This window comes from Streptomyces sp. NPDC031426, from assembly GCF_055581585.1.
This window is the reverse complement of the sequence record NZ_JBVIJE010000027.1, coordinates 18528-33294: the sequence shown is the minus strand read 5'-3', so window position 1 is coordinate 33294 and position 14767 is coordinate 18528. Positions and strand designations below refer to the sequence as shown.

The following is a 14767-nucleotide window of genomic DNA, read 5'->3' as shown; positions in this document are numbered from 1 at the left end:
GATTTTCGGGAACCACGGCGCCATTCACATAGGTTTTAAGGGGTGGCTGCCGTACCCTCTACGCATGAGCAGCGACGACACCGTACGGGCCTTCCCCGCCCGCTCCATCGAGACCCACTCCGCGCTCACCCCGGACCAGGCCGATGCCGTGCGGGCCCTGCTCGCCGAGGCCGCCGCGGTCGACGGGCAGCAGCCGGTGTCCGAGCAGGGCCGGCTGCAACTGCGCGGGGGCGCCCGCGAGGGCGTCTCGCATCTGCTGCTGTGCGTCGACGGCGAACTCGTGGGCTACGCCCAACTGGAGGACACCGACCCGGTCGAGGCGCCGGCCGCCGAACTCGTCGTACGGCCCGCGGACCGGGGGCAGGGGCACGGGCGGGCGCTCGGCGCGGCGCTGCTCGCCGCCTCCGGCAAGCGGCTCAGGGTGTGGGCGCACGGCGGGCATCCCGCCGCCCGGCATCTCGCCCAGGTACTCGGCCTGACCCTGTTCCGCGAACTGCGGCAGATGCGGCGGCCGTTGACCGATCTGCAGCTGCCCGACCCGGTGCTGCCGGAGGGCGTGAGCGTGCGCACCTTCGTGCCCGGCAAGGACGACGCGGCCTGGCTCGCGGTCAACGCGGCCGCCTTCGCCCACCACCCCGAGCAGGGCTCGCTGACCCAGCGGGACCTCGACGACCGCAAGGCCGAGCCGTGGTTCGACCCGGCCGGGTTCTTCCTCGCCGAGCGACGCGGGGAGGTGATCGGCTTCCACTGGACCAAGGTGCACGCCGAGGAGGCCCTCGGCGAGGTGTACGTCCTCGGGGTCCGGCCCGGTGAACAGGGCGGCGGCCTCGGCAAGGCCCTCACCACGATCGGCCTGCGCCACCTGGCCGGCCAGCAGCTGCCGACCGCGATGCTCTACGTCGACGCCGACAACCAGGCGGCGGTGTCGGTGTACGAGCGGCTGGGCTTCACGACGCACGAGACGGACCTGATGTACCGCACGGAGACCTGACATACGGCAGATACCGCACGAAGACCTGACATTCGGCGGGGCGAGGGGCGGCCGGCTTGACGGCCGCCCCTTTCTTGCACCACCCTTTCACTACTCAATTAGTGAAAGGGTGGTTCAACGCATGGTCGAGTACCGCATCGACCGGCACAGCGGGGTCGCCACCTACGTCCAGATCGTCCAGCAGACCAAACAGGCCCTGCGCATGGGCCTGCTGCAGCCGGGAGACCGGCTGCCCACCGCACGTGAGGTCGTGGAGGCCACCGCGATCAACCCCAACACCGTCCTGAAGGCGTACCGGGAACTGGAACGCGAGGGACTGGTGGAGGCGCGCCGGGGCCTCGGCACGTTTGTGCGGCGGGCGCTCGGCAGCACCCCGGTCGACCCCTCCCTCCGCACCGAGCTGGAGGCATGGGCCGAGCGGGCGCGCGGCGCCGGGCTGGAGCGGGACGACGTGGCCGCACTCTTCACCGCCGTACTCGACACGCACTTCCAGGGAGAACGTTCATGAGCGACACGGCGATCGAGGCGACCGGCCTCGGCAAGCGCTTCGGACGCCGGGGCGGGTGGGCGCTGCGCGACTGTGCCTTCCGGCTGCCCGCCGGGCGGGTGTGCGCCGTCGTCGGGCCCAACGGCGCCGGCAAGTCGACGCTGCTCGCCCTCGCCGCGGGGCTGCTCCCGGCCACCGAGGGCCGGCTGCGGGTGCTCGGCGCCAGTCCGGCCACGGCCCGCCCGCGGGTCGGCTACGTCGCCCAGGACAAGCCGCTCTACCCGCAGCTCACGATCGCCGAGATCCTGCGCATGGGCGCCGACCTCAACCCCGGGCACTGGGACGCGGCCGCCGCCGAGCGCGTCGTCGCGGGCGGCGACCTGGACCCCAGGGCCCGCATCCGCTCCCTCTCCGGCGGTCAGCGCACCCGGGTCGCGCTCGCCCTCGCCCTCGGCAAGCGGCCCGAACTGCTGCTCCTGGACGAGCCGATGGCCGACCTCGATCCCCTCGCCCGGCATGAGCTGATGGGGACGCTGATGGCCCAGGCCGCCCAGTACGGCACCACCATCGTGATGTCCTCGCACGTCGTGGCCGAGCTGGAGGACTCCTGCGACCACCTGCTGCTCGTCGGCGGCGGCCGGATCCGGCTGGCCGGCGAGATCGACGACCTGCTCACCGCCCACGTCCGGGTCACCGGCGCCGCCGACTCCGCCCGCCTCGACGCACACGCCGTCGTCGAGTCCCGGGTCACCGGCCGCCAGCTGACCGCGCTGCTCCGCCCGGCCGGACCGCTCCCCACCGACTGGCGCGCCACGCCGCCCACGCTGGAGGAACTGGTCCTCGCCCACCTGCGCAATCCCGAGGCCCCCGCCCTCACCACCGCCCCGGCCGTCACCGAGGAGAGTGCCGCGTGACCACCGTCCCGACCGCCCCGCGGCCCCGCACCGCCCGCTGGCTGCTGCGACTGCACCGCCCCGCGCTGTACGGCTTCGCCGGCCTGGTGATCGTCCTGACCGGCGTACAGCTCGCCCTGGCAGGGCCGCTCGCCGACGCGGCCGCCGCGGGCTGGCGCCAGTTCGACGCCTGCGGCCTGGGCATATGCGCATACGACCAGGCCGCGATCCTGCGCTACAAGGACTACTACGACTACGCCACCTACGCCCTGAACGCGCTGCCCTTCCTGGTGGCCGCCTGGGCCGGTGCCGCCCTGACCGGCCGGGAGATGGAGACCGGCACCGCCCGGCTGTCCTGGACCCAGGGCGCCTCCCCGGCCCGATGGCTCACCGTGCGGCTGGCCGTCCCGGCGGCCCTCGTCGCCACCGGCACCTGTCTGCTGTTCTGGCTGCACCACCGGGCCTGGTCGGCAGGGCTGGGCCGGGTCGACTCCGCCAAGCGCTGGTACGAGCTGACGACCTTCCACGCCAACGGCCCCACCACCGCCGCGCTGGCCCTGACCGGACTGGCGGCCGGCACCCTGGCGGGCCTGGTGCTGCGCCGTACGCTGCCCGCGCTGGTCGTCGGCACGCTGTTCACCGCGGGCGTCGCCGGCGTGGCCCAGCAGCTGCTGCCCCATCTGTGGCCGGCGGTCACCCGCATCGGCGACCTCCAGCAGGGCTACCGCGGTGACGGCCTCATCGTCGCCCAGGGCCTGGTGACCAGGACCGGCGAGCATGTGTCCTGCGGTTCCGGGGCGTGTGACCGCGCCTCCGTGTACGCGGTCGGCTACTTCAACACCTATCACCCCTACTCTCACTACTGGCCGCTCCAGCTCACCGTCAGCGCGCTGTTCCTGGCGGTCGCCGGGGTGCTGGTGCTCGCCTCCTACCTGGTGCTGCGGCGGCTGACCGGGGGGCTGGGGGCGGCTGGGGAAGCGGAGGGCGTCCTCGTCGGCGCCTGACCGCCGTTGAGGTACCGGCGGCGCGTCCTTCGGGGCGCGCCGCCCGCCCCTCTTTCGCAACCAGGACCCCCGGGAGCCGCCCCGCGCTATCCCGCACGTCATGTCTCCGTAACCATTGATTCAGCCGGACTTGCGACGCTCGGCCAATGCAGCCCGCCGTGCCAGAGCCTTCGCCGCCCCCCGAGGGGCCCGCGGAAAACGGGGCCAGGACGCTCCCGCCCGCACGTTCCGACGCGCCTGTCATGCCTGTAGCGCGGAAGAATGGGTTCATGAGTCAGCAAGACACCCAGGCAGAGGTCCAGCACATCCAGCCCGACGTGGGCTCCATCGCCGCACACCGCTCGCGCACCGTCGCGGGCTCGGTCTCCGATCTGGAACCGGACCTCGACGCTGATCTCGACGCGTACGACGAGACGAAGGCCGGGGGTACGCCGCTGCCCCAGGGCCGTTTCCTCGACCGTGAGCGCAGCTGGCTCGCTTTCAACGAGCGCGTCCTGGAGCTGGCCGAGGACCCGAACACACCACTGCTGGAGCGGGCGAACTTCCTCGCGATCTTCGCCAGCAACCTGGACGAGTTCTTCATGGTCCGGGTGGCCGGCCTGAAGCGCCGTATCGCCACCGGCGTCGCGACGCGCTCGGCCTCCGGGCTGCAGCCGCGCGAGGTGCTGGAGATGATCTGGTCCCGGTCACGCGAGCTGATGGCCCGGCACGCCGCCTGCTACCACGAGGACGTCGCCCCCGCGCTCGCGGAGGAGGGCATCCACCTGGTCCGCTGGAACGAGCTGACCGACAAGGAGCAGGCCAGCCTGTTCACGCTCTTCCGGCACCGGATCTTCCCCGTGCTCACCCCGCTGGCGGTCGACCCCGCGCACCCCTTCCCGTACATCTCCGGCCTGTCCCTGAACCTGGCCGTGATCGTGCGGAACCCGGTCAGCGGCAACAAGCACTTCGCCCGCGTGAAGGTGCCGCCGCTGCTGTCCCGCTTCCTGGAGAGCAGCCCCGGCCGGTACGTCCCCGTCGAGGACGTCATCGCCGCGCACCTGGAGGAGCTGTTCCCGGGCATGGAGGTGCTGGAGTCCCACGCCTTCCGGCTCACCCGCAACGAGGACCTGGAAGTGGAGGAGGACGACGCCGAGAACCTGCTCCAGGCCCTGGAGAAGGAGCTCATGCGGCGCCGCTTCGGCCCGCCGGTGCGCCTGGAGGTCGAGGAGTCCATCGACCGCGAGGTGCTGGACCTGCTGGTCCGCGAGCTGAAGATCAGCGAGGCCGAGGTGTACCCGCTGCCCGGCCCGCTCGACCTCACCGGCCTCTTCCGCATCCACAGCCTCGACCGGCCCGAGCTGAAGTACCCGAAGTTCGTCGCCGGCACCCACCGCGACCTCGCCGAGGTGGAGTCGGCGTCCGCGCCGGACATCTTCGCGGCCCTGCGCACCCGGGACGTGCTGCTGCACCACCCGTACGACAGCTTCTCCACCTCCGTGCAGGCCTTCCTGGAGCAGGCGGCGGCCGACCCGGACGTCCTCGCGATCAAGCAGACCCTGTACCGCACCTCCGGCGACTCCCCGATAGTCGACGCGCTCATCGACGCCGCCGAGTCCGGCAAGCAGGTCCTCGTCCTGGTCGAGATCAAGGCCCGCTTCGACGAGCACGCCAACATCAAGTGGGCGCGCAAGCTGGAGGAGGCCGGCTGCCATGTCGTCTACGGCCTGGTCGGCCTGAAGACGCACTGCAAGCTGTCCCTGGTGGTCCGCCAGGAGGGCGAGACGCTGCGCCGCTACAGCCACGTCGGCACGGGCAACTACCACCCGAAGACGGCGCGCCTGTACGAGGACCTGGGCCTGCTCACCGCCGACCAGCAGGTCGGCGCGGACCTCTCCGACCTGTTCAACCGCCTGTCCGGCTACTCCCGCCGGGAGACCTACCGCCGCCTGCTGGTGGCGCCCAAGTCCCTGCGCGACGGCCTGGTCTCGCGGATAGACAAGGAGGTCCAGCACCACCGCGCGGGCCGTCCGGCGTTCATCCGGCTCAAGGTCAACTCGATCGTCGACGAGGCGGTCATCGACGCCCTCTACCGCGCGTCCCAGGCGGGCGTGCCGGTGGACGTGTGGGTGCGCGGCATCTGCGCCGTCCGCCCCGGCGTCACCGGCCTGTCCGAGAACATCCGGGTCCGCTCGATCCTCGGCCGCTTCCTGGAGCACTCCCGTGTGTTCGCCTTCGGCAACGGTGGCGAACCCGAGGTGTGGATCGGCAGCGCCGACATGATGCACCGCAACCTCGACCGCCGGATAGAGGCCCTGGTGCGGGTCGTCGACCCCGCCCACCGGGCGGCCCTCAACCGGCTGCTCGACACCGGCATGTCCGATTCGACCTCCTCCTGGCACCTCGGTCCGGACGGCGAGTGGACGCGACACGCGGCCGACGCGGACGGCCAACCCCTGCGCAACGTCCAGGAGATGCTCATAGACGCCCGGAGGCGCCGGCGTGGCACAGCAACACCTTGACCCGACGGACCCCACGGCCGAGGTGGTGACCGGGGACGCCCTCGCGGCGTATCTGCGCGCGCAGGCCACGGAGTTCCTCCGCGCCCTGCGCCTGCACCGCGAGACGGGCGGTACGAACGGGGCGGGCCCCGCGCGAGCCCAGGCGAGTGCGGGGGAGAAGGGCGCGGAGGAGTCCGTCGACGCGGCGCGCGCCCTGCGCCGTTCGGCCCGCCGCATCAGCGGCAGCCTGCACACCTTCCGCCCGCTCCTCGACGCCGACTGGTCCGAGGAGATGCGCCCCGAACTGGCGTGGCTGTCCGGCACGCTGGGCCTGGAGCACGCGTACGAGGCCCGGTTGGAACGGCTGCTGCTGGCGCTGCACCGGTTGTCGGGGGCGACGGCCTTCCCGGGCCAGGTGGTTTCGGTCGACGTGGCCGCGGGCGCGGCGGCGGCGTCCAAGGCCGGTGGCCCCACCCACCCGACGGCACCTCAGGAACGCGGCAACTTGACGGTGGGCGCGGCAAAGGCGGGCGCCCTGCTGGAACGCCAGCTGACCCTGGCCCGGACGAGGGCTCACTCCACGGCCCTGCAGGCACTGGGGTCGAGCCGCTTCCACGCCGTGGCGGACAAGGTCGCCGTGCTCGCCAGCGAGGTCCCCCTCACCCCCACCGCCCCCACCACCGACCTGCGCCCCCTGGCAGCCGCTGCGGAGGAACGGCTGACAGACGCCATCGCCGGGCTCCCGCTGGTCGTGGCGGGCCACCCGTACAACGCGGAGGCCCTGGTGCACGGACTGTCCCCGGACCCGTCCCCGCACCCCCAGGACGGCCCCTGGCACCAGGTCCGGCTGCTGCTGCGCCTGCACCGGTACGCCCAGGAGGCGCTGCACGGCGGCAACATGCCCGTCGACGTGCGCCTGCTGGCGGCCGGCCAGGCCCTGAACCGGCACCGGGACGCCTCGGAGGCGGCAGCGGCGGCGGCTCAGGCCGCCCGTACGCCCCGGATCGCCCCGGCGACGGCGTACGCGCTCGGCGTGCTCCACGCCGACCAGCGGCACGAGGTGGAGGCCGCCAGGTTCGCCTTCCAGCAGGCCTGGCAGAAGCAGACCGTCAACGCGCCCTGAGTTCCCCCGAGGAGGCGGTGGTGTGAGCGACACGTTGGTGCGGGCGGCCGGCTGTGTGCTGTGGCGCCGCTCGCCGGTCTCCGGCGACCTGGAGATCTGTCTGGTCCACCGGCCGAAGTACGACGACTGGTCGCACCCGAAGGGCAAGCTCAAGCGCGGCGAGGGCGCGCTCGCGGGCGCCCTTCGGGAGGTCGCGGAGGAGACCGGGTACACGGCCGTGCCCGGCGCGGAGCTGCCGACCCTGCGGTATGTCGCGAACGGCCGCCCGAAGCAGGTGCGTTACTGGGCGGCCGAGGCGGTCTCCGGGCACTTCGCCCCCAGCGCCGAGGTGGACCGCATCCTGTGGCTCTCCCCCGCCGCGGCCCGCAGCCGCCTCACCCAGCCCCGGGACCGCGAACTCATCGACGCCCTTCACCGATCCGCCGCGTGAGCCTCCGCGTCCATGCGGGCCTGGCTGCGGGCCCGGCGGGCCGGACCGCGCCAGCCGCACGTACAGCGGGCCACGCAGAAGCGGCCCTGTTCCGTCGTCGAGGTGAGGTGCTCCTGCCCCTGCCGGATGCGCTCCGGCCCCTCCTGCTGCGCCACCCTGACAACGTTACCGACTTCCCGGCCAAAGGGTTCGTACGGCTTTTCCTCCCCTCGACGGCGCGTGACGGCGCCCCCTACCTGTCGTTAACCGGACGACAGGGGGCCCGTGACGGACACACCGGCTTGGGGGTAGGCAGGCGATGGAACGGCGGCAGCACAGGAACGCGGGCAGGTGGATCGTCGCGGTCGGCATCATGCTCGGCCTCGGGGCGGGTGCCACGGGCTGTTCCGGCAGCGGGGCCGCCGCCGAGGACGTCAAGGACGGGGGCGATCCGGTCGCCGTCCTGCACCGGGCGGCCGACATCCTGCGCGACGCGGGCAGTTCCAAGGCCACCACCTCCATGGAGATGGCCACGGGCGGCACCCGGGTCACCATCCGCGGCCAGGGTGTCTACGACTTCCGGCGCCGGCTCGGCCGACTCACCGTCGTGCTGCCCGAGGACCCGGCGGGCACCTCCGAGCACCAGCCGATCACCGAACTCCTCGCCCCGGACGCCCTGTTCATGAAGAACCGGGGCGCGGGCGTGCCCGCCGACAAATGGGTCCGGGTGGACACCGCCACACTGTCCGACGGCAACCTGGTCACCGGCGGCGCGACCGACCCGTACGCGGCGGCCGAGGTGCTGCGCGGGACGCGGACGGCGACCTACGTCGGCAGGACCGAGATCGGCGGGACCGCCGTACGGCACTACCGGGGCACGGCGGACCTGGGCAGCGCGGCCCGCCGGGCCTCCGCCGAGAACAGGGCACCACTGGCCGCGGCGGCGAAAGGGTTCGCCACGGCCGAAGTGCCGTTCGACGCCTATCTCGACGACGAGGGCCGCATCCGCAAGCTCAGGCAGCGCTTCAGCTTCGTCAACGGCAGGCAGAAGACCCCCGTGGCGGTCGCCTCGACGACCTTGCTCTACGACTTCGGGGCCCCCGCGGTCGTACGGCTGCCGCGCTCGGCGGACATCTACGCGGGCCGTATCGCCGAGGACGACAACTAGTCCCTGGCGCCACCCCGTAAGTAGCCCGTCCGTGCCATGCGCGGTGTGTAGAGCGCTGCCTACTCTAGGAAGTCGGTGACGGCAGGGACGAGGTGAGGCGGGTGGCTCCGGTCGGCGGTACGGCGGTGCAGGACCACGTGGCCCTCGCCGAGATCGAGCTGTGCGGGGAGCTGATCATCGCGGCCTCCGCGGCCGAGGACCGGCTCAGCATGGAGAGCATCGACGAGGTGCTGCGGGTGGCCGAAGAGCGAAGGTCCTGGGAGTCCTGAGCGGTCAGGAGCGCGGGAGCCGGCGGGATCAGGAGCGCAGGAGCCGGCCGATCGCCTTCGTGGCCTCGTCCACCTTGGTGTCGATCTCGTCGCCGCCCTTGAGGGCCGCGTCGGCCACACAGTGCCGCAGATGCTCCTCCAGCAGCTGCAGCGCGAAGGCCTGCAGGGCCTTGGTGGAGGCGGAGACCTGGGTCAGTATGTCGATGCAGTACGTGTCCTCGTCGACCATCCGCTGCAGGCCGCGGATCTGCCCCTCGATCCGGCGCAGCCGCTTGAGGTGCTCGTCCTTCTGCTTGTGGTAGCCGTGCGTGGCGCCGGCCTCGGTCGTCGTCATCACAGGCCTCCATCTCGGGACGAGCCGCGTTACATACCCCTACTGGGTATATGGTAACCAATTTTGCGGGGTAAGGAGCCCTTGGTACGCCCCCGTGCTGATCACCCTGCCCGATGGGCGACACTGGGATGCGGCCCATTAGCCGTGGCCGGATGATGCGCCTAGCATCAGCCTGACCGAAACCGAAGCACCCCGAGGACCCCACGTGCGCTTTCGTCTGACCCCCAGGGAGACGAGCTTCTACGACATGTTCGCCGCCTCCGCGGACAACATCGTCACGGGCTCGAAACTCCTGATGGAACTGCTCGGGGCGGACGGACCTGCCCGAGCCGAGATCGCAGAGCGTATGCGGGCCGCGGAACACGCGGGTGACGACGCCACGCACGCGATCTTCCACCAGCTGAACTCCTCGTTCATCACGCCGTTCGACCGCGAGGACATCTACTCCCTCGCCGGCTCCCTCGACGACATCATGGACTTCATGGAGGAAGCCGTCGACCTGGTCGTCCTCTACAACGTCGAGGAACTGCCGAAGGGCGTCGAGCAGCAGATCGAGGTCCTGGCCCGGGCCGCCGAGCTGACCGCCGAGGCCATGCCCAACCTGCGCACGATGGACAACCTGACCGAGTACTGGATCGAGGTCAACCGGCTGGAGAACCAGGCGGACCAGATCCACCGCAAGCTGCTGGCGCACCTCTTCAACGGCAAGTACGACGCGATCGAGGTGCTCAAGCTCAAGCAGATCGTGGACGTCCTGGAGGAGGCGGCGGACGCGTTCGAGCACGTGGCGAACACGGTGGAGACCATCGCCGTCAAGGAGTCCTGAGGCGTCGATGGACACCTTCGCGCTCATCGTGACCATCGCGGTCGCGCTCTTCTTCACCTACACCAACGGCTTCCACGACTCGGCGAACGCGATCGCGACGTCGGTGTCGACGCGGGCGCTGACCCCGCGGGCGGCCCTCGCCATGGCCGCCGTCATGAACATGGCCGGTGCGTTCTTCGGCACCGGCGTCGCCAAGACCGTCAGCGAGGGCCTGATCGAGACGCCCTCGGGCTCGACCGGGATGGGCATCCTCTTCGCGGCCCTGCTGGGCGCGATCACCTGGAACCTGATCACCTGGTACTTCGGCCTGCCGTCCTCGTCCTCCCACGCCCTGTTCGGCGGCCTCGTCGGCGCGGCCCTGGCGGGCGGTACGGCGGTGCACTGGAACGGCGTACTGGACAAGATCATCATCCCGATGTTCCTGTCTCCCGTGGTCGGCCTGATCGTCGGCTACCTCGTCATGCTGGCGATCATGTGGCTGTTCCGCCGGGCCAACCCGCACAAGGCCAAGCGCGGCTTCCGTATAGCGCAGACGGTCTCCGCGGCCGGCATGGCCCTCGGGCACGGACTCCAGGACGCCCAGAAGACCATGGGTGTCGTCGTGATGGCACTGGTGATTTCCGGCCACGAGACGTTCGGCGAGCCGATCCCGGTCTGGGTGAAGATCGTCTCGGCCGTGATGCTGTCCCTGGGCACCTACGCGGGCGGCTGGCGCATCATGCGCACCCTGGGTCGCAAGATCATCGAGTTGGACCCCCCGCAGGGCTTCGCGGCCGAGGCCACCGGCGCCTCGATCATGTTCGGCACGGCCTTCCTCTTCAAGGCGCCGATCTCCACGACCCACGTCATCACCTCGGCGATCATGGGCGTGGGCGCGACCAGGCGCGTCAACGCCGTCCGCTGGGGCGTTGCCAAGAACATCGTCCTCGGCTGGTTCATCACGATGCCGGCAGCCGCGCTGTTCGCTGCGCTGGCTTTCGGCGTGGAGAAGCTGACGGTGCTGTAAAGTCGTCAGTAGAGTACGGGTACGTACCCGTACCCATTGCGTGCCGAGGAGTCCTACGATGGCCGACGCCAACGTCCGTATCCCTGAGGAAGCCCGGGACCGGCTCGCCGCCATAGCGGCAGCCGAGGGGATGTCGCTGCGCGCCTACCTCGCACGGCTGGCCGAATCCCTGCTCACGCCCGCCGAGCGGGCCGAGCGGGCCGAGCGGGCCCGCGCCGCCCTGACGGAGTGGACCGGCTACGCACCCACTCCCGTAGAGGAACGAGACCTCGACAGCGAGCTGGACCGTCGGCTGGCCCGGGCGGCGGCCCGGTGAGCGACGCGATGCACATCGTCCTGGACGACACCGCCATGGCCGCGGTCGGCCGGGGCAATGTCCTCGCTTCCCGGTTGATCCACCGCGCCCACGTGGAGGTCGGCTGGTACCTGTACGCCCCGGCGTGCGCACTGGTCGAAGCCGACCGGGCCCGTCCTGGTACCGCGGAGCATCTCGCCGCGCTGCCGGGCATCGTCCTCCTGGACCTGGACCTGCCCGCGGCCCTGGCGGTGGCGCAGCGGAACACGTGGGCCTCGGCGCACTGTCAGTACGCTGCTCAGCCCAGCCCGGACCGTCCCGATGGCGCGCTCATCGCCACCGTCACCCCGGATCGGTGGATCGGCGAGCCGGTGCGGGTGCTGGACCTCAACCCGTAAAGACCCTGACGGCCGGACGGCCACAGCGCCTCCAGCCGGACGCAATGGGCCCGCCCCCGGGAGCCAGGGGCGGGCCCTCTTGCGTCCTCGCGGTGGCACCGCCATGCAGCACCGCGAGGGGTCTATGGCACCGGGCGTCGGCTCAGCCGAAGCGGCCCGAGATGTAGTCCTCCGTCGCCTGGACGGACGGGTTGGAGAAGATGCGCTCGGTGTCGTCGATCTCGATCAGGCGGCCGGGCTGGCCCACCGCGGCGAGGTTGAAGAACGCCGTACGGTCCGAGACGCGCGCCGCCTGCTGCATGTTGTGCGTCACGATGACGATCGTGAAGCGCTCCTTCAGCTCGCCGATCAGGTCCTCGATGGCGAGGGTGGAGATCGGGTCCAGGGCCGAGCAGGGCTCGTCCATGAGCAGGACCTTCGGCTCGACCGCGATCGCGCGGGCGATGCACAGGCGCTGCTGCTGGCCGCCGGACAGGCCGGAGCCCGGCTTGTTCAAGCGGTCCTTGACCTCGTTCCAGAGGTTCGCGCCCTTGAGCGACTTCTCGACGATGTCGTTCAGCTGGCTCTTCTTGTAGTTGCCGTTCAGGCGCAGACCCGCCGCCACGTTGTCGAAGATCGACATCGTGGGGAAGGGGTTCGGGCGCTGGAAGACCATGCCTACCTCACGGCGGACGGACACCGGGTCGATCCCGGCGCCGTACAGGTCCTCGTCGTCCAGGAGCACCTTGCCCTCGACGCGGCCACCGGGGGTGACCTCGTGCATCCGGTTCAGCGTGCGCAGGAACGTCGACTTGCCGCAACCGGAGGGGCCGATGAACGCCGTCACCGAACGCGGCTCGACGGTCATCGAGATGTCCTCGATCGCCTTGTGGGAGCCGTAGTAGGCGGTCAGTCCGCTTACGTCGATTCGCTTGGCCATGTCTACTTCACTTCCAGAAATTCAGGCTCGGTCGCTGTATGGCCGCGTCAGCGACCGGTCTTCGGGGCCTTCCAGCGGGCGATGCCGCGGGCCACCAGGTTGAGGATCATCACGAAGGCGATCAGCGTGAGAGAGGCCGCCCAGGCACGGTCGTACGCCGCGCTGGCACCCGCACTCTGCTGGTACTGCTGGAAGATGAACAGCGGCAGCGACGCCTGCGCACCCTCGAAGGGGTTGTTGTTGATGAACGGGTTGCCGAACACCAGCAGCAGCACCGGAGCGGTCTCACCCGCGATACGGGCGATGGCCAGCATGACACCGGTGGTGATACCGCCGAGGGAGGTCGGCAGGACCACCTTGAGGATAGTCCGCCACTTGGGCACACCGAGTGCCAGCGAGGCCTCGCGCAGCTCGTTCGGGACGAGCTTGAGCATCTCCTCGGTGGAGCGGACGACGACCGGCATCATCAGGATGGCCAGGGCCAGCGAACCGGCGAAGCCGAAGGGCTGCATCTGGAAGATGAGCATCAGCGACAGGATGAACAGGCCGGCGACGATCGACGGGATGCCCGTCATGACGTCCACGAAGAACGTGACGGCCTTGGCGAGCCTGCCCCGCCCGTACTCCACCAGGTAGATCGCGGTGAGGATGCCGATCGGCGCACCGATGACGGTGGCGAGGCCGACCTGCTCCAGGCTGCCGATGATGGCGTGGTAGATGCCGCCGCCGGGCTCGGAGTCGGCGACGACGCCCATGGAGTGGGTGAGGAAGTAGACGTCGAGGACCTTCACGCCGCGCGAGACGGTCGTCCAGATCAGGGAGACCAGCGGGATGACGGCGAGCAGGAAGGCGACCCAGACGAGGGAGGTGGCGACCCGGTCCTTGGCCTGCCGGCGGCCCTCGACCTTGGCGGCGATGCCGTAGGTGCCGAGGACGAAGAGGACCGCGGCGATCAGGCCCCACTGGACCTTGCTGCTGAGCCCGCCGATCAGGCCGATGGCCACGGCCAGGACGATCGAGCCGGCCGCGATGGCCCAGGGCGACCACTTCGGGAGGCTGGCGCCGCGCAGCGTGCTGGCGCGCTTGTCGGCGAGTGCGTGGCTCATGCGTTGGCCCCCGAGTACTCCTTGCGGCGGGCGATGATCATGCGGGCCGCGCCGTTGACCACCAGGGTGATGACGAAGAGGACGAGACCGGAGGCGATCAGCGCGTCACGGCCCTGCTCGGTGGCCTCACCGAACTTGCTGGCGATGTTCTGGGCGAAAGTGCCGCCGCCCGGGTTCAGCAGGCTGGCGTGGATGACGTAGTCCGGGGAGAGCACGGTGGCGACGGCCATCGTCTCGCCGAGGGCGCGGCCGAGGCCGAGCATGGACGCGGAGATCACACCGGAGCGGCCGAAGGGCAGCACGGCCATGCGGACGACCTCCCAGCGGGTGGCACCGAGGGCCAGGGCGGCCTCCTCGTGCATCCGCGGGACCTGCCGGAACACCTCACGGCTGACGTTGGTGATGATCGGCAGGATCATGATCGCCAGCAGGATGCCGACGGTGAGCATGGAGCGGGGGGCGCCGCCGTCCCAGGAGAAGATGCCGGTCCAGCCGAAGTAGTCGTTCAGCCAGCCGAACAGGCCCGCCATGTGCGGGACGAGGATCAGGGCACCCCAGAGGCCGTACACGATGGACGGCACGGCGGCGAGCAGGTCGATCACATAGGCGATGGGACCGCTCAGCCGGCGCGGGGCGTAGTGGGTGAGGAACAGCGCGATCGCGACGGCGACCGGGACCGCGATGGCCATGGCGATGACCGAGGAGACGACCGTGCCGAAGGCCAGCACCGCAATGCCGAAGACCGGCGGCGTGAGGTTGGTGTTCCACTCGAAGGTGGTGAGGAAGTTCCCGTGGTCCTTGCTGATCGCGAGGGACGAACGGTAGGTGAGGAAGACCGCGATCGCGGCCATGATCACCAGCAGCAGAATGCCCGAGCCGCGGGTGAGGCCGAGGAAGACACGGTCGCCGGGGCGGGACGCGCCACGGGCGTTGCGCTTCTGCTCGGCCACGTTGGGCTGGGGCGTGGGGGGAGGTGTGTCAGTTGTCTTGGTCGATATGTCCATCGGGTTCTCCGGTCTGCGGAGCCGGCCGCCCGGGTGGGGCGGCGACTCATGGCGG

The 14767-nt window shown here is 70.8% G+C and carries 18 protein-coding genes; 13 read left to right on the top strand and 5 right to left on the bottom strand.

Annotated features, from left to right (window positions below; all coding sequences use genetic code 11):
* The first annotated feature begins 64 nt into the window (after positions 1 to 64).
* The 7 genes from mshD (at position 65) to ACZ5NH_RS36195 (ending at position 7408) form a co-directional block, all read left to right on the top strand.
* Positions 65 to 991 carry a mycothiol synthase gene (mshD, locus tag ACZ5NH_RS36225; RefSeq protein WP_388630907.1) on the top strand — a complete coding sequence of 309 codons (927 nt, stop codon included), beginning with the start codon at positions 65 to 67 and terminating at the stop codon, positions 989 to 991.
* Positions 992 to 1112: 121 nt separating this feature from the next.
* Complete coding sequence (locus ACZ5NH_RS36220; RefSeq protein ID WP_450985647.1) at positions 1113 to 1499, top strand: GntR family transcriptional regulator; 387 nt, start codon at positions 1113 to 1115, stop codon at positions 1497 to 1499.
* On the top strand, positions 1496 to 2392 hold the full coding sequence (locus ACZ5NH_RS36215) for an ABC transporter ATP-binding protein (protein WP_468781404.1): 897 nt from the start codon (positions 1496 to 1498) through the stop codon (positions 2390 to 2392). Before ACZ5NH_RS36220 ends, ACZ5NH_RS36215 begins: the two co-directional genes overlap by 4 nt.
* Entirely contained in the window at positions 2389 to 3375 is a 987-nt protein-coding gene (locus ACZ5NH_RS36210; protein ID WP_468781403.1) for an ABC transporter permease, read from the top strand. Before ACZ5NH_RS36215 ends, ACZ5NH_RS36210 begins: the two co-directional genes overlap by 4 nt.
* 146 nt (positions 3376 to 3521) lie before the next feature.
* A complete protein-coding gene (locus ACZ5NH_RS36205) occupies positions 3522 to 5876 on the top strand; it encodes an RNA degradosome polyphosphate kinase (RefSeq protein ID WP_388630917.1) in 2355 nt (784 codons plus the stop codon).
* Positions 5857 to 6978 carry a CHAD domain-containing protein gene (locus tag ACZ5NH_RS36200; RefSeq protein WP_468781401.1) on the top strand — a complete coding sequence of 374 codons (1122 nt, stop codon included), beginning with the start codon at positions 5857 to 5859 and terminating at the stop codon, positions 6976 to 6978. Before ACZ5NH_RS36205 ends, ACZ5NH_RS36200 begins: the two co-directional genes overlap by 20 nt.
* 22 nt (positions 6979 to 7000) lie before the next feature.
* Positions 7001 to 7408, top strand: a complete 408-nt coding sequence (locus ACZ5NH_RS36195) for an NUDIX hydrolase (RefSeq protein ID WP_468781399.1) — start codon at positions 7001 to 7003, stop codon at positions 7406 to 7408.
* Here the strand turns inward: ACZ5NH_RS36195 and ACZ5NH_RS36190 are convergent.
* Positions 7390 to 7563 (bottom strand): hypothetical protein, encoded by a 174-nt coding sequence (locus ACZ5NH_RS36190; RefSeq protein ID WP_468781397.1) that lies wholly within the window; start codon positions 7561 to 7563, stop codon positions 7390 to 7392. The genes ACZ5NH_RS36195 and ACZ5NH_RS36190 overlap by 19 nt on opposite strands.
* Positions 7564 to 7706: 143 nt before the next feature.
* On the opposite strand from ACZ5NH_RS36190, the gene ACZ5NH_RS36185 reads away from it, so the two are divergent.
* Together ACZ5NH_RS36185 and ACZ5NH_RS36180 are read left to right on the top strand one after the other, a co-directional pair.
* Positions 7707 to 8555 carry an SCO4651 family lipoprotein gene (locus ACZ5NH_RS36185; RefSeq protein WP_468781395.1) on the top strand — a complete coding sequence of 283 codons (849 nt, stop codon included), beginning with the start codon at positions 7707 to 7709 and terminating at the stop codon, positions 8553 to 8555.
* 101 nt (positions 8556 to 8656) lie between these two features.
* Positions 8657 to 8824, top strand: coding sequence for a hypothetical protein (locus ACZ5NH_RS36180; RefSeq protein ID WP_388631014.1), 168 nt, complete (start codon positions 8657 to 8659; stop codon positions 8822 to 8824).
* A gap of 28 nt (positions 8825 to 8852) precedes the next feature.
* Here the strand turns inward: ACZ5NH_RS36180 and ACZ5NH_RS36175 are convergent, their stop codons facing one another.
* Positions 8853 to 9158, bottom strand: coding sequence for a metal-sensitive transcriptional regulator (locus tag ACZ5NH_RS36175; protein ID WP_388630931.1), 306 nt, complete (start codon positions 9156 to 9158; stop codon positions 8853 to 8855).
* A 205-nt stretch (positions 9159 to 9363) separates the two neighbouring features.
* On the opposite strand from ACZ5NH_RS36175, the gene ACZ5NH_RS36170 reads away from it, so the two are divergent.
* Genes ACZ5NH_RS36170 through ACZ5NH_RS36155 form a run of 4 tightly spaced genes read left to right on the top strand, consistent with a single transcriptional unit; the run spans position 9364 to position 11683 of the window.
* Positions 9364 to 9984 carry a DUF47 domain-containing protein gene (locus tag ACZ5NH_RS36170; protein WP_351615062.1) on the top strand — a complete coding sequence of 207 codons (621 nt, stop codon included), beginning with the start codon at positions 9364 to 9366 and terminating at the stop codon, positions 9982 to 9984.
* A gap of 7 nt (positions 9985 to 9991) precedes the next feature.
* The gene (locus ACZ5NH_RS36165) at positions 9992 to 10990 is read left to right on the top strand and encodes an inorganic phosphate transporter (protein ID WP_388630934.1); all 999 of its coding nucleotides are present in this window, start codon (positions 9992 to 9994) and stop codon (positions 10988 to 10990) included.
* A gap of 58 nt (positions 10991 to 11048) precedes the next feature.
* Entirely contained in the window at positions 11049 to 11306 is a 258-nt protein-coding gene (locus tag ACZ5NH_RS36160) for an Arc family DNA-binding protein (protein ID WP_468781392.1), read from the top strand.
* A gap of 8 nt (positions 11307 to 11314) precedes the next feature.
* Entirely contained in the window at positions 11315 to 11683 is a 369-nt protein-coding gene (locus ACZ5NH_RS36155; protein ID WP_468781503.1) for a PIN domain-containing protein, read from the top strand.
* 142 nt (positions 11684 to 11825) lie between these two features.
* Here ACZ5NH_RS36155 and pstB read toward each other — a convergent pair whose 3' ends face one another.
* Genes pstB through pstC form a run of 3 tightly spaced genes read right to left on the bottom strand, consistent with a single transcriptional unit; the run spans position 11826 to position 14712 of the window.
* The gene (pstB, locus tag ACZ5NH_RS36150) at positions 11826 to 12602 is read right to left on the bottom strand and encodes a phosphate ABC transporter ATP-binding protein PstB (RefSeq protein WP_069780064.1); all 777 of its coding nucleotides are present in this window, start codon (positions 12600 to 12602) and stop codon (positions 11826 to 11828) included.
* Positions 12603 to 12649: 47 nt separating this feature from the next.
* A complete protein-coding gene (pstA, locus tag ACZ5NH_RS36145) occupies positions 12650 to 13708 on the bottom strand; it encodes a phosphate ABC transporter permease PstA (RefSeq protein ID WP_468781390.1) in 1059 nt (352 codons plus the stop codon).
* Positions 13705 to 14712, bottom strand: coding sequence for a phosphate ABC transporter permease subunit PstC (pstC, locus tag ACZ5NH_RS36140; protein WP_468781388.1), 1008 nt, complete (start codon positions 14710 to 14712; stop codon positions 13705 to 13707). The genes pstA and pstC overlap by 4 nt, the downstream gene beginning before the upstream one ends.
* Positions 14713 to 14767 lie beyond the last annotated feature (55 nt).

What these genes read in the sequence shown, in the direction of transcription:
- pstC (WP_468781388.1), bottom strand. Translation starts at nt 14,712, where the DNA reads ATGGACATATCGACCAAGACAACTGACACACCTCCCCCCACGCCCCAG.
- ACZ5NH_RS36155 (WP_468781503.1), top strand. Translation starts at nt 11,315, where the DNA reads ATGCACATCGTCCTGGACGACACCGCCATGGCCGCGGTCGGCCGGGGC.
- pstA (WP_468781390.1), bottom strand. Translation starts at nt 13,708, where the DNA reads ATGAGCCACGCACTCGCCGACAAGCGCGCCAGCACGCTGCGCGGCGCC.
- pstB (WP_069780064.1), bottom strand. Translation starts at nt 12,602, where the DNA reads ATGGCCAAGCGAATCGACGTAAGCGGACTGACCGCCTACTACGGCTCC.
- ACZ5NH_RS36165 (WP_388630934.1), top strand. Translation starts at nt 9,992, where the DNA reads ATGGACACCTTCGCGCTCATCGTGACCATCGCGGTCGCGCTCTTCTTC.
- ACZ5NH_RS36185 (WP_468781395.1), top strand. Translation starts at nt 7,707, where the DNA reads ATGGAACGGCGGCAGCACAGGAACGCGGGCAGGTGGATCGTCGCGGTC.
- ACZ5NH_RS36215 (WP_468781404.1), top strand. Translation starts at nt 1,496, where the DNA reads ATGAGCGACACGGCGATCGAGGCGACCGGCCTCGGCAAGCGCTTCGGA.
- ACZ5NH_RS36160 (WP_468781392.1), top strand. Translation starts at nt 11,049, where the DNA reads ATGGCCGACGCCAACGTCCGTATCCCTGAGGAAGCCCGGGACCGGCTC.
- ACZ5NH_RS36220 (WP_450985647.1), top strand. Translation starts at nt 1,113, where the DNA reads ATGGTCGAGTACCGCATCGACCGGCACAGCGGGGTCGCCACCTACGTC.
- ACZ5NH_RS36205 (WP_388630917.1), top strand. Translation starts at nt 3,522, where the DNA reads ATGCAGCCCGCCGTGCCAGAGCCTTCGCCGCCCCCCGAGGGGCCCGCG.
- mshD (WP_388630907.1), top strand. Translation starts at nt 65, where the DNA reads ATGAGCAGCGACGACACCGTACGGGCCTTCCCCGCCCGCTCCATCGAG.
- ACZ5NH_RS36175 (WP_388630931.1), bottom strand. Translation starts at nt 9,158, where the DNA reads ATGACGACGACCGAGGCCGGCGCCACGCACGGCTACCACAAGCAGAAG.